Consider the following 11,949-nt stretch of genomic DNA (forward strand, 5'->3'; position numbering starts at 1 on the left):
CGACTGCGCAACGCACTGCGCGGCCGGGGGGCTTTTTTACATCTGGACAGAGAATGTTTTTTGCTATTGAAAAAATAGCTGTTAGCGCTTACCCAGTAAGCTCTAGAGCCATTTTTCACTGTTTATTTTCAGCGGGTGCTGCGGCCTTGCTTTTCAAGCCGTTTGCCGTTGCTTGGGCCGCTGCTGGCGTCAGCGCTGTGGCTCCCGTGCACCCTTTGCGCCTGCGCCAGCCATGAGTGCCGAGCTGCTGGTGGTCTCGCTGCTCAATGGCGTCAGCTACGGGCTGCTGCTGTTCATGCTCAGTTCGGGGCTGACGCTGATTTTCAGCATGATGGGCGTGCTCAATTTTGCGCACACCAGTTTTTACATGCTGGGCGCTTATCTGGCCTACACGCTGTCGGGGGTGGTGGGGTTCTGGTGGGCGCTGGTGCTGGCGCCGCTGGCCGTGGGCGTGCTGGGCGCGCTGTTTGAGCGCTACTGCCTGCGCCGCGTCCACCGCTTTGGCCATGTGCCCGAGCTGCTGGTCACGTTCGGCCTGTCGTATGTGATGGTGGAGCTGGTGCAGCTGGTGTGGGGGCGCTCTACCGTGCCTTACGGCCTGCCCGAGGCCTTGCAGGGGCCGCTGTTTACGCTGTATGGCACGCAGTTCCCGAAGTCGCGCGCGTTCATCATGCTGGTGGCGCTGTGGATGCTGCTGGTGGTGTGGCTGCTGCTGACGCGCACGCGCATCGGCCTGGTGATACAGGCCGCGCTCAAGCACCCCGAGATGGTGCAGGCGCTGGGCCACAACGTACCGCGCGTGTTCATGGGGGTGTTTGGCGGCGGTTGCGCGCTGGCCGCGCTGGCGGGGGTGATTGGCGGCAACACCTACGTCACCGAACCCGCCATGGCAGGCGCCGTGGGCTCCATTATTTTTGTGGTGGTGGTGGTGGGCGGGCTGGGCTCGCTGGCGGGGGCGTTCTGGGCCTCGCTGCTGATCGGGCTGGTGCAGACCTTGGCCGTGGCGCTGGATTATTCGCTGGCCAGCGCCTTGCAGGGCCTGGGCATCGCGGTGCATGAGGGCACCTGGGGCTGGCCGCTGCTCAAGCTGACGGCGGCGCAGGTGGCGCCCATCCTGCCGTACCTGCTGTTGGTGTTGATGCTGATCCTGCGCCCCAAGGGGCTGCTGGGCACGCGGGAGGGCTGATAGACATGGGCCGTTTTGCCGTCTGGGCGTTGTTTGCGCTGGTGTTGGTGGCCTCGCCGCTGGTGTTTTCCAGCAGTTTGGCGCTGACCATGCTCTCGCAGATGGGCTACCTCATCCTGATTTGCCTGTCGTACAACATCTTGCTGGGGCAGGGCGGCATGCTCAGCTTTGGCCATGCGGTGTATACCGGGCTGGGCGGGTTTATCGCCATCCATGCCATGAACCTGGCGGGCCAGGGCGTGTGGCGGGTGCCGCTGGTGCTGGTGCCGCTGGTGGGCGGCGCAGCAGGACTGTTGTGTGCTGCGCTGCTGGGCTTTGTCAGCACGCGCAAAGCGGGCACCCCGTTTTCGATGATTACCCTGGGGCTGGGTGAACTGGTGGCCGCCATGGCGCTGATGTTTCCGGAGTTTTTTGGTGGCGAGGGCGGCATCACCACCAACCGCGTGTATGGCAGCGCCTTCATGGGCATCACCTTTGGCCCTGCCATTCAGGTGTATTACCTGATTGCCGCCTATTGCTTTATGGGCACCGCCGCCATGTTTGCCTTTACCGGCACCCCGCTGGGGCGTTTGCTGAACGCCGTGCGTGACAACCCCGAGCGCGTCGAATTCATCGGCTACAACCCGCAGCGTGTGCGCCACCTGGCCTTTACCATGGCCGGTTTTTTTGCCGGTGTGGGCGGGGCGCTGGCGGCCATCCACTTCGAGATCGTGACCGGTGCTGACAGCTTCAGCATGGCCCGCTCGGGCAGCTACCTGCTGTTTACCTTTTTGGGCGGGGCGGCGTTTTTTGCCGGGCCCATCATTGGCGCAGTGCTGCTGGTTCTGGCCACGGTGCTGTTGTCGGAATGGAGCCAGGCATGGCTGCTGTACCTGGGCCTGGTGTTTTTGGGCATGGTGATGTATGCGCCCGGTGGCATGGCCAGCCTGGTCGTGGCCCATGTGCGTCTGGCCCGCCGGGGGCCATTGCGCACACTGGTTCCCGCTTATCTGGCGCTGGCAGGCGCCGCCTTGCTGGCGCTGCTGGGCGCCGCCTGCATGATCGAGATGGTGTACCACTTGCAGCGCAATGCCGCGCTGGGGCCGCAGCTGCCATTTATGGGCACCACGCTGGATGCCAGTGCGCTGGCCAGCTGGCTGGGCGCCGCTGGTGTACTGCTGACCGGGGCCGGGCTGTTTGCCCTGTGCCAGCGCCAGTTGGCACGGCAGTGGAGCCAGCTCCAGCAGGTCAGCGCGCACCCCGTCACGCACACGCAGGTGCCGTAACCATGGCGCTCTCACCCCCCTTGGCGCTGGAGCTGCGCGGCCTGCACAAAAGCTTTGGCAAAACCGACATCATCCGGGGCGTGGACTTGGCTGTCGCGCCCGGCGAGCGCGTGGCCATCATCGGCCCCAACGGCGCGGGCAAGTCAACCCTGTTCAACCTCATCAGCGGGCGGTGCGCGCCCAGCAGCGGCCAGGTGCTGCTGAACGGCCAGCGCATTGATGGCAAAAAACCGTTTCAAATCCACCGCCTGGGCTTGAGCCGCAGCTTCCAGATCAGCCACCTGTTCCCCCAGCTCAGCGTGTTTGACAACTTGCGCTGTAGCGTGCTCTGGAGCCTGGGCTACCGCTACAGCTTCTGGCGCTTGCTCTCCGGCATGCGCGACGCCAACGCGCGCACCGAGCAGCTCGTGGCGCAACTGCACCTGGAGCACAAGCGCGATGTGCTGGCCGCCAACCTCACCTACGCCGAGCAGCGCGCGCTGGAGATTGGCATCACCATCGCCAGTGGCGCCCCCGTCGTCTTGCTCGATGAGCCCACCGCCGGCATGAGCCAGAGCGAAACCCGGCGCTTTGTCCAGCTCATCAAGCAAGTCACCGAAGGGCGCACCCTGCTCACCGTGGAGCACGATATGGGCGTGGTGTTTGGCCTGGCCGACAAGATTGCCGTGCTGGTCTATGGCCAGGTGATTGCCTTTGACACCCCTGAGCAGGTGCGCGCCAACCCGCGCGTGCAAGCGGCCTACCTGGGCACCGCCCCCGACAACGCCCCGACAGAACCAGACTGAGCACATGCTGCACATCGACAACCTGCACGCCTACTACGGCAAAAGCCATGTGCTGCATGGCGTCCACTTTGCTGTGCAGCCCGGCGAAATCGTCGCGCTGCTGGGGCGCAACGGCTCGGGCCGCTCCACCACGGCCAAGGCCATCATGGGCCTGGTGGACTGGCAGGGCAGCGTGCGCTGGAAGGGCCAGAGCCTGGCCGGGCGCGCCCCCTACGACATCGCCCACGCGGGCATAGGCTACGTGCCCGAGGGGCGCGAGGTGTTTCCGCACCTCACAGTGCAGCAAAACCTGCTGCTGGGGCAAAAGGGCCGTGGCAAAGGCAGCCGCTGGTCGCTGGATGACATGTATGCCATGTTTCCGCGCCTGAAAGCGCGCCAGCACACCGAGGCGGGCGTGCTCTCGGGCGGCGAGCAGCAAATGCTTACCCTGTGCCGCACGTTGATGGGCGACCCCGACCTCATCCTCATCGACGAGCCCACCGAGGGCCTGGCGCCCCAGCTCATTGAACTGGTGGCGCAGTACCTGCAAGCGCTCCAGGCGCGCGGCATTGCGGTGCTGTTGATAGAGCAAAAGCTCACCATTGCCCTGCGCGTGTCCGACCGCGCCCTGGTCATGGGCCAGGGCCGCATCGTCTTTGACGGCACACCCGCCAGCCTGCAAGCCGACGATGCCGTGCGCCAGGAGTGGCTGGAGGTGTAGAGGCTCAGCAGGCCTGCCAGGGCCCGGCCACCAGCTCGGCCTCATCGGGGCCGGGCCAGGGCGGCATGGTCACGCCCACGGCGGCAAAGGGCGTGCTGCCCACGGCCTTGAACTGAAAGCGGGTGCCTTGCGGAATCGACAGGCTCACGCCGGCGGTCAAGGTGACCACTTCTTCGCGCTCGCCCTGGCAGCGCCACATCTGGGCCTCGCCGCTGAGCACGTACCACAGCTCTTCCACGGTTTTGTGCTGCACCGCAGCCGAGCAGCGGCCCGGTGCCAGCGCAAAGTGCGCCATGGAGCCGCCCCGCACCCCCGCCAGCACCCGCACGTCCGAGCCATCGGGCGCAGTGACGGTGGGCTCCAGGGGCAGGGCCACGGTAGAAAACGGTGGTGTGGGCAGCGGGGCAGGGTGTTGGTCTTGCATAGCGGGCCAAAAATTGCACGATTGCACCATACCGGCAGCGCCAGACCAAGCGCCCAATCACCCCGGCGACAACCTTTGGCACTGCGCAGCCGCACAATCTGGCGCCCCCTTCGGCAGGCCACTGTGGTGCCTGAGCGCATCGGGGGCCGTGGTATGGCGCGCGGTATCCTGCGCGCTCTGTTTTTTTGCTTCCTGGAGTGTGTCGTGTTGAAATTTGGTGTGGAAATCCCCTTCGTCAGCCACCTCGGCTTTACCCTGCACCGCATGGAGGGCGGCGAGTCCGAGCTGCGCTACGAAGCAAAGCCCGAGCACCTGAACTCGTTTGATGTGACGCACGGCGGCGCCACCATGACCTTGCTGGACGTGACCCTGGCCACGGCTGCACGCAGCGACACCCCCGACATGGGCGTGGTCACCATCGAGATGAAAACCAGCTTCATGCACCCCGCGCGCGGCCCGCTGGTGGCCAAGGGCCGCTTGATCCACCGCACGGCCACCATGGCGTTTACCGAAGGCACCGTGTTCGACGCCCAGGGGCGCGTGTGCAGCCATGCCACCGGCACCTTCAAATACGTCAAGCGCCTGCCCGTGGACAGCCGCAGCACCCACGCCCTGAAAGCCATTTCCACCGATTGATGACCAGTTTTTTATAGTCAAATCAGGCTCTGGCGCCCTATGGTAGGGCGCAAGCAGCTATCAAAAGTGTAGTAAAGGAAAGCACCATGCCCCGCAACCAGCAAATCCTGCTCGACAACCGCCCCCAAGGCCAGGCCAGTGCCAGCAACTTCAAGCTGGTGGCCAGCGACACCCCGGCGCTGCAAGACGGCCAGGTGCTGGTGCGCCACCACTACCTGAGCTTGGACCCCTATATGCGCGGCCGCATGAACGACAGCAAGAGCTACGCTGCACCCCAGCCCCTGGGCGAGGTGATGCAGGGCGGCACCGCAGGCGAGGTGATCGAATCCCGAGACCCCAGGTTCGCTGTGGGCGACAAGGTGGTGGGCTTTGGCGGCTGGCAGGAGTACAGCGTGGTCAACGCCGCCCAGCCCGGCACCCTGAAAAAAGTGGACACCACGCAGGTGCCCCTCTCGCACTACCTGGGCGCGGTGGGCATGCCTGGCGTGACCGCCTGGTACGGCCTGGTCAAGATCATTGCACCCAAGGCGGGCGATACCGTGGTGGTCAGCGCCGCCACGGGCGCCGTGGGCAGCGCTTTTGCGGCGCTGGCCAAGGCGCGCGGCTGCCGCGTGGTGGGCATTGCCGGCGGGCCTGACAAATGCCGCTACGCCACCGAAGAGCTGCACTTTGACGCCTGCATCGACTACCGCGTCCATGCCGACACCCCCGCCATGACCCAGGCGCTGAAAGCGGCTTGCCCCGATGGCATTGACGGCTATTTTGAAAACGTGGGCGGCTACATCCTGGACGCCGTGATGCTGCGCATGAACGCCTTTGGCCGCATCGCCCTGTGCGGCATGATCGCGGGCTACGACGGTGCGCCGTTGCCCATGGCCCACCCGGCGCTGTTGCTGCTCAACCGCATCAAGATGGAAGGCTTCATCGTCAGCGAGCACATGGAGGTCTGGCCCGAGGCCCTGGCCGAACTGGGCCAGCTGGTGGCCAGCGGCCAACTGAGCCCGCGCCAGAGCATTGCGCAAGGCATTGCTGCCGCGCCCGAGGCGTTTTTGGGCCTGCTCAAGGGCAAGAACTTTGGCAAGCAGCTCGTCCAGCTGGTCTGATACCTGTGCATCTCCTCCCGGAAAGGCCCTCTATGACCGCGCTCATCCTGCACCACTACCCCGCGTCGCCGTTCTCTGAAAAAATCCGGCGCGCGCTGGCTTACAAGCAGTTGCCCTGGAAGTCGGTGGTCGTGCCCACCATCTTGCCCAAGCCTGATGTGCAGGCGCTCACGGGCGGCTACCGCAAGACGCCTTTTTTGCAGATTGGCGCCGACATTTACTGCGATTCGGCCCTGATCTGCGATGTGCTGGAGCATGTGCAGCCCGAGCCCGTGCTGTACCCGCCCCACCTCAAGGGCGTGGCGCGGGTGTTTGCGCAGTGGGCTGACAGCACCTTGTTCGGGGCCGCCATGGCCTACAACCTGCAACCGCGTGGCGCTGCCGCCCTGTTTGCCAACCTGCCCGAAGGCATGGCCCAGGCTTTCAGCGAAGACCGCCGTGAAATGAGCGCAGGCATGCCGCGCCTGCGCCCGCCCGAGGCCACCGCCGCCTACCGCTCGTACCTGCGGCGCATTGCGCACATGGCCGAAGAGCACGACTTTTTGTTCGGTGCCGAGCCCTGCCTGGCCGACTTTGCCGCCTACCACCCGCTGTGGTTCACGCGCACCTGTGTGCCGGTGATGGCCGACATCTTCGCGGCCACGCCCGCCGTGCTGGAGTGGATGGACCGCATCGCCGCGCTGGGCTTGCAGCGCATGGAAAAGTTCAGCGCCGAAGACGCCATCACCGTGGCCGCCAGGGCCGAGCCGCTGCCGCTGGGGGACGAGGTTTTTCAGGACGAGCACGGCATTGCGCTGGGCTCCAGCGTACAGATCGCTGCCGACAGCTTTGGCACCGAGCCCACCCAGGGCGAGCTGCTGGCCGCCACGCGCACGCGCTACACGCTGTGCCGCCAAGACCCGCGCGCGGGCACCGTCCACGTCCACTTTCCGCGCATTGGTTACACCCTGCGGCAGGCCCAGGCGTGAGGTCTGGCCCGCACTAACCACCGCCCACCGCCCCCACTGCGGGTCGGTGCTTGGTGCCCGTGGCCAGCAGAACCAGGCCACGGTGGCGACAATCAAACGCTATGCTTTTTTCCCGCTTTTTGAAAATGGCCCTGATTTTGGGTCTGCTCTCGGCCATCGGGCCTTTCGCCATTGACATGTACCTGCCCGCGCTGCCCGCCATTGGCCAAAGCCTGGGCGCCGAAGTGGGGGCTGTGCAATGGAGCCTGACCGCGTTCTTCCTGGCGCTGGGCGTGGGCCAATTGCTGTATGGGCCGGTGTCCGACATGCTCGGGCGCAAGCCGCCGCTGTACTTTGGCCTGGGCCTGTTCACCCTGGCCAGCGTGGGCTGTGCGCTGGCCACCGACATCGACACCCTGGTTGCGCTGCGCTTTGTGCAGGGGCTGGGGGCTGCCGCTGGCATGGCCATTCCGCGTGCCGTGGTGCGCGACCTGCACACCGGCACCGAGGCCGCGCGGCTGATGTCGCTGCTGATGCTGGTGTTCAGCGTCTCGCCCATCCTGGCGCCGTTGGCGGGCAGCGCGCTGATTGCCGTGACCGGCTGGCGCGGCGTGTTCTGGGCCGTGGCGTTGGCCGCCACGGCGGGGCTGGCGCTGGTGTTCACCACGCTGTCAGAGACCCGGCCCGCGTCTGAGCGCGTGCAAAGCAGCTTGGCCAGTGCTTTGCACGCCTATGGCCTGCTGCTGCGCGACCGCCATTACCTGGGGCTGGTTTTCATTGGGGGCTGCGCCATGTCCGGCTTTTTTGTCTATCTGGCCAGTTCGCCGTTTGTGCTTATCAACCATTACGGGCTCACGCCCACCCAGTACAGCCTGGCGTTTTCGGTCAATGCTGTGGCGTTTATCGGCGCGTCGCAGTTGACGGGGGCATTGGGTGAGCGTTTCGGGTTGGTGCGCGTGGTCAAGGCCGCTGCCAGCGCCTCGGGGGCGGTGATGCTGGTGTTGCTGGGCTACTACCTGGCCGGTGGCGACCGGCTGGCGGTGCTGATTGCGCTGTATTTTATCGCCAGCGCTTTCATGGGGCTGGTGATCCCGACCACCTCTGTGCTGGCACTGGAGCAGCATGGTGCCATTGCGGGCACGGCTTCGGCCCTGTTGGGCACGTTGCAGATGCTCACGGGTGCAGCCGCCATGGGGGTAGTGGGCCTGTTTTCGAGCGGCCAGCCACTGCCCATGGTGGTGGGGATGGCCGCAGGCGCCCTGGTGGGTGTGGCGCTGACCTGGCTGACGCTGGGCCGGGTGCATTCGGGCGCCTTGCAGGAGCGCCGCGCCTGATGCCCCCCCAGAGCGCCTTGCCCGACGGCCTGCCCGCGCCCGCGCGCAGCCGTGCCATGCTGGTCATCATCCTGGGCCTGACGGTGGCGGTGCTCGACGGCAGCGTCGTCAACCTGGCCCTGCCGGGCATTGCACGCGAGATGAACGCCAGCGCCGCGCACGCCATCTGGGTGGTCAACGCCTACCAGATGGCCACGCTGATCATGCTGCTGCCGCTGGCCTCGCTGGGCGAGCGCCTGGGCTACCGGCGCGTGTACCTGCTGGGCTTGGGGCTGTTTGCGCTGGCCTCGGTGGGTGCCATGCTGGCCAATTCGCTGGGCACCCTGATTGCTGCGCGCGCCGTGCAGGGCCTGGGCGCGGCGGGCATCATGAGCGTGAATGCGGCTTTGGTGCGCCTGATTTACCCGCGTGCGCAGCTGGGCCGGGGCATGGCCATCAATTCGATGGTGGTGGCCATCTCTTCGGTGGCCGGGCCTACGGTGGCCGCCATGGTGCTGTCGGTGGCCTCGTGGCCCTGGCTGTTTGCACTGAACCTGCCGCTGGGCGCCTTCACGGTGTGGCTGGGGCGGCGTGCCTTGCCGCATAACCCGGTGGCAGCGCTGGGCGGGCGCCATTCGTGGCTGGACGTGGTTCTCAACGGGCTCATGTTTGCGCTGATTTTTGTCGGCGCCGAGCGCCTGAGTGTGCGCGGTGGCGTGGCATCGGGCACGGCCTCGCCCTTGGCCTGGGGCCTGCTGGCCGCCGGGGTGCTGGTGGGCGTGGTGTATTGGCGCCGCCAGCAGCGCCTGGCCGTGCCGCTGTTGCCAGTCGATTTGCTGCGCATACCGGTGTTTGCGCTCTCGATGGGCGCATCGGTAGGGGCGTTTTGTGCGCAGATGCTGGCTTATCTGGCGCTGCCGTTTTTGCTGCTGGAGGGTTTTGGCCGCACCCCGTTGCAGGCGGGTCTGCTGCTGACGGCCTGGCCGCTGGCGATTGTGGTGGTGGCCCCGCTGGCCGGGCGGCTCATTGGCCGTTACCCCGACGGGCTGCTGGGTGGCATCGGCATGGCGGTGTTTGCCTGCGGCCTGGCGTTGCTGGCGAGCTTGCCCGCTGCGCCATCGGATTGGAATCTGGTTTGGCGCCTGGCGGTGTGCGGCGCCGGGTTTGCGCTGTTCCAGTCGCCCAACAACCACACCATCGTCACCACTGCACCCTTGCAGCGCAGCGGCGCGGCCAGCGGCATGCTGGGCACCGCGCGGTTGACGGGGCAAACCACCGGGGCGGTGATCCTGGCGGCGCTGTTTGCCGTCTGGCCACCGCACAACGGCCAGGGGGAAGTGGTGGCGCTGTGGCTGGGGGCAGGGTGTGCAGTTTTTTCCGGGGTGTGCAGCTCTTTGCGTGTGCGCGCGCCCCAAGGGGCAGGGCACTGAGCGCATTCGGGAATCACAGTGGGCGCCGCAATCACGCGCTAAGCTAATGGGGTTTTTGTCACGCTGGTTGTCAGCGATTGTTTTTTTAAAAAGGAGAGGTTATGTACAAGCATCTTTTCGTGCCCGTGGATGGGTCGGAACTGTCCCACCGTGCCATGGAGGGCAGCATTGCGCTGGCCGCCCAGTTGGGCGCGCGCATCACGGGTTTTGTGGTTGAGCCAGACCTGCCACTGTCTGCCACCAGCCACGACGCCGATGCTTTCACCCACCGCATCAAGGCCCACGAGGCCCGCAACACCGAGCACGCCCAAGCCCTGCTGGGCCAGTTTGAAGAGCGTGCCAAGGCCGCTGGCGTGGAATTTACCGGCGCCTCCGTCACCGCCTATGGCGTGGACCAGGCCATCATCGAAGAAGCTGAAAAGCACGGCTGCGACATGATCGTCATGGTCACCCATGGCCGTGGCCCTGTGGGCGAGTTCCTGTTTGGCTCGCACACCAAGAAAATCATCGCCCGCAGCAGCCTGCCGGTGTTTGTGCTGCACTGAGCGCCAGTGCCAGGCCGTCGCTTATCTGCCACCAACGTTTAAACGTGTCGGTTCAGAACGGCCATGGCGCCCGATGGATTCCGTCGGGCGTCTGTATTTTCAACGGCAGATACAGTTTTTGCTTATTGTGCTGCGCGCTATCTACCAAGCCCAGGTCTCACAGTCGTAGCCCGGGCAACCAACACCGTAGCCAGATTTATATCTAAATCGGCCCCAAAGCCGCGTGGGATAAGCGCAAAAAGCTATTGAAGATATAGCAAATCAAGGCCCGCAAGACGCATTGCTGCATTGCTGTACTGCTGAGCTACTGTCAAATAATAGTTGGTTGAAAGGGTTTTTGTGCCTACATTGGGCTGAATCACTCTTGATCCAGCGGGCACCAATTGTCCTTACCCGGAGGAAATCCCTATGGCGGCAACCAGCTATTTCAACTTCGTTCAGCAACTCTACATCGCGTATTACCAGCGTCCCGCAGACCCCGCAGGACTGAGGTACTGGGCCGAGCAGATTGAACTGGCCGATGGCAACACCAATGCAGTGATAGCTGCCTTTGCAGATTCGCCCGAAGCCTTGGCTTTGTACAGCACCATTGACGACACCACTATTGGTGCCGTGGTAGATCAAATCTACCTGGCGTTGTTCAACCGCGCTCCCGATGCTGCGGGCAAGGAGTTCTTTGTCAATGGTTTCAAGGCGGGTACCTTCACCCCCGGCTCCATCGCCCTTGCCGTACTGAGTGGGGCGCGCAATGATGACAGCCTGGCTATTGCGCACAAGCTACAGGTGGCCAACCTGTTTACGGCACAAGTTGATGGCCGTCCGCTGACCGACCCCGGATTTGGCACGGGCAGCAGCTTTAACGCTACTTACGCGGGCTCCGCAGATGCACAAGCGGCGCGCGATATCCTCAAGACTGTCACCTCTAACCCCGCCACGCTGCTGAGTGCTGCGCAAATTACCGAGCAGATCAAAAGCACCATTGCCGATCCAGGTGATCCGATCCTGGAATCAGACCCACCCCAGCCCCCGATTTTCACTGTGACTATCAGGGCTGCAGACCAGTCTCCGGTATTCACAGAAAAAGAGGGGGTGGACGACCAGTCCGGTGCTGTCACCATCAACAGTGGGCTGACATTCCTGGGCACCGGTACGGTGACCAAGGCTACAGTGACTATCACCAATGCGAAAGCAGGCGATGAGTTGCTGTTCACGAACACCGGCAAAATTCAAGGCGTAGTGACAACAGTTGGGGGCGGCGCTAACGTAGTGCTAACGCTGAGTGCAAAGCCGGGGCAGACGCCTGCCAATAAAGACTTTGAGGTGGCGCTGGAGTCGGTGAAGTTCAACAATACCTCCGGGCATCCAGACACCACGGATCGAACCATTGAGTTCAAGGTTGGTAACGGCATACGCACATCGCCCGCAGCCACTGAAACGGTGCTGGTGTTGGCAACCAACGATGCGCCGGTGCTGTCGGTGGTTGTGGGCGCGCCTGTGGTGGAAGGTGCAGCGGCTACAGTAGATGGCCTGGTGGTGGCCACCTACAGCGCACCCACCGACGAAGAGGGCGACACGGTCACGGTGGGTTTCACCGCAGGCAGCAACGGCGATGGCT

General features: G+C 64.6%; 13 protein-coding genes. 12 read left to right on the forward strand and 1 reads right to left on the reverse strand.

All coding sequences use genetic code 11. The features are described 5' to 3' along the window. Positions 1 to 53 precede the first annotated feature (53 nt). Genes EV674_RS08485 through EV674_RS08505 form a run of 5 tightly spaced genes read left to right on the forward strand, consistent with a single transcriptional unit; the run spans position 54 to position 3,936 of the window. Positions 54 to 236 (forward strand): hypothetical protein, encoded by a 183-nt coding sequence (locus EV674_RS08485; RefSeq protein ID WP_132750396.1) that lies wholly within the window; start codon positions 54 to 56, stop codon positions 234 to 236. Beyond that, positions 233 to 1,186, forward strand: coding sequence for a branched-chain amino acid ABC transporter permease (locus EV674_RS08490; protein ID WP_119013161.1), 954 nt, complete (start codon positions 233 to 235; stop codon positions 1,184 to 1,186). Before EV674_RS08485 ends, EV674_RS08490 begins: the two co-directional genes overlap by 4 nt. A gap of 5 nt (positions 1,187 to 1,191) precedes the next feature. Beyond that, positions 1,192 to 2,451: a branched-chain amino acid ABC transporter permease gene (locus EV674_RS08495; RefSeq protein ID WP_119013160.1), complete on the forward strand. Its 1,260-nt coding sequence runs from the start codon at positions 1,192 to 1,194 to the stop codon at positions 2,449 to 2,451. A 2-nt stretch (positions 2,452 to 2,453) separates the two neighbouring features. Next, entirely contained in the window at positions 2,454 to 3,236 is a 783-nt protein-coding gene (locus EV674_RS08500) for an ABC transporter ATP-binding protein (protein ID WP_119013159.1), read from the forward strand. A 4-nt stretch (positions 3,237 to 3,240) separates the two neighbouring features. Further along, positions 3,241 to 3,936: an ABC transporter ATP-binding protein gene (locus EV674_RS08505; protein ID WP_119013158.1), complete on the forward strand. Its 696-nt coding sequence runs from the start codon at positions 3,241 to 3,243 to the stop codon at positions 3,934 to 3,936. A 4-nt stretch (positions 3,937 to 3,940) separates the two neighbouring features. Here the strand turns inward: EV674_RS08505 and EV674_RS08510 are convergent, their stop codons facing one another. Beyond that, positions 3,941 to 4,360, reverse strand: coding sequence for a cupin domain-containing protein (locus EV674_RS08510; RefSeq protein WP_206613243.1), 420 nt, complete (start codon positions 4,358 to 4,360; stop codon positions 3,941 to 3,943). A 204-nt stretch (positions 4,361 to 4,564) separates the two neighbouring features. Here EV674_RS08510 and EV674_RS08515 point away from each other — a divergent pair, with 204 nt between their 5' ends. The 7 genes from EV674_RS08515 to EV674_RS08545 all read left to right on the forward strand — a co-directional run. Beyond that, on the forward strand, positions 4,565 to 4,996 hold the full coding sequence (locus EV674_RS08515) for a PaaI family thioesterase (RefSeq protein ID WP_119013186.1): 432 nt from the start codon (positions 4,565 to 4,567) through the stop codon (positions 4,994 to 4,996). Positions 4,997 to 5,082: 86 nt separating this feature from the next. After that, the gene (locus tag EV674_RS08520) at positions 5,083 to 6,099 is read left to right on the forward strand and encodes an NADP-dependent oxidoreductase (RefSeq protein ID WP_119013157.1); all 1,017 of its coding nucleotides are present in this window, start codon (positions 5,083 to 5,085) and stop codon (positions 6,097 to 6,099) included. A 32-nt stretch (positions 6,100 to 6,131) separates the two neighbouring features. Continuing rightward, positions 6,132 to 7,067, forward strand: a complete 936-nt coding sequence (locus EV674_RS08525) for a glutathione S-transferase family protein (RefSeq protein ID WP_119013156.1) — start codon at positions 6,132 to 6,134, stop codon at positions 7,065 to 7,067. Positions 7,068 to 7,168: 101 nt separating this feature from the next. Continuing rightward, positions 7,169 to 8,380, forward strand: coding sequence for a multidrug effflux MFS transporter (locus EV674_RS08530; protein ID WP_119013155.1), 1,212 nt, complete (start codon positions 7,169 to 7,171; stop codon positions 8,378 to 8,380). After that, entirely contained in the window at positions 8,380 to 9,789 is a 1,410-nt protein-coding gene (locus EV674_RS08535) for an MDR family MFS transporter (RefSeq protein ID WP_119013154.1), read from the forward strand. The genes EV674_RS08530 and EV674_RS08535 overlap by 1 nt, the downstream gene beginning before the upstream one ends. Positions 9,790 to 9,890: 101 nt before the next feature. Further along, complete coding sequence (locus EV674_RS08540) at positions 9,891 to 10,334, forward strand: universal stress protein (RefSeq protein WP_119013153.1); 444 nt, start codon at positions 9,891 to 9,893, stop codon at positions 10,332 to 10,334. 408 nt (positions 10,335 to 10,742) lie between these two features. After that, positions 10,743 to 11,949 (forward strand): DUF4214 domain-containing protein (locus tag EV674_RS08545; protein WP_132750406.1); only part of this gene is annotated, 1,207 nt, incomplete at its 3' end.

Source organism: Simplicispira metamorpha (genome assembly GCF_004341365.1).
Classification (GTDB): domain Bacteria; phylum Pseudomonadota; class Gammaproteobacteria; order Burkholderiales; family Burkholderiaceae_C; genus Simplicispira; species Simplicispira metamorpha.

Coding starts and splice junctions, on each gene's coding strand:
- EV674_RS08485 (WP_132750396.1), top strand. CDS start 54: ATGTTTTTTGCTATTGAAAAAATAGCTGTTAGCGCTTACCCAGTAAGC.
- EV674_RS08490 (WP_119013161.1), top strand. CDS start 233: ATGAGTGCCGAGCTGCTGGTGGTCTCGCTGCTCAATGGCGTCAGCTAC.
- EV674_RS08495 (WP_119013160.1), top strand. CDS start 1,192: ATGGGCCGTTTTGCCGTCTGGGCGTTGTTTGCGCTGGTGTTGGTGGCC.
- EV674_RS08500 (WP_119013159.1), top strand. CDS start 2,454: ATGGCGCTCTCACCCCCCTTGGCGCTGGAGCTGCGCGGCCTGCACAAA.
- EV674_RS08505 (WP_119013158.1), top strand. CDS start 3,241: ATGCTGCACATCGACAACCTGCACGCCTACTACGGCAAAAGCCATGTG.
- EV674_RS08510 (WP_206613243.1), bottom strand. CDS start 4,360: ATGCAAGACCAACACCCTGCCCCGCTGCCCACACCACCGTTTTCTACC.
- EV674_RS08520 (WP_119013157.1), top strand. CDS start 5,083: ATGCCCCGCAACCAGCAAATCCTGCTCGACAACCGCCCCCAAGGCCAG.
- EV674_RS08525 (WP_119013156.1), top strand. CDS start 6,132: ATGACCGCGCTCATCCTGCACCACTACCCCGCGTCGCCGTTCTCTGAA.
- EV674_RS08530 (WP_119013155.1), top strand. CDS start 7,169: ATGCTTTTTTCCCGCTTTTTGAAAATGGCCCTGATTTTGGGTCTGCTC.
- EV674_RS08535 (WP_119013154.1), top strand. CDS start 8,380: ATGCCCCCCCAGAGCGCCTTGCCCGACGGCCTGCCCGCGCCCGCGCGC.
- EV674_RS08540 (WP_119013153.1), top strand. CDS start 9,891: ATGTACAAGCATCTTTTCGTGCCCGTGGATGGGTCGGAACTGTCCCAC.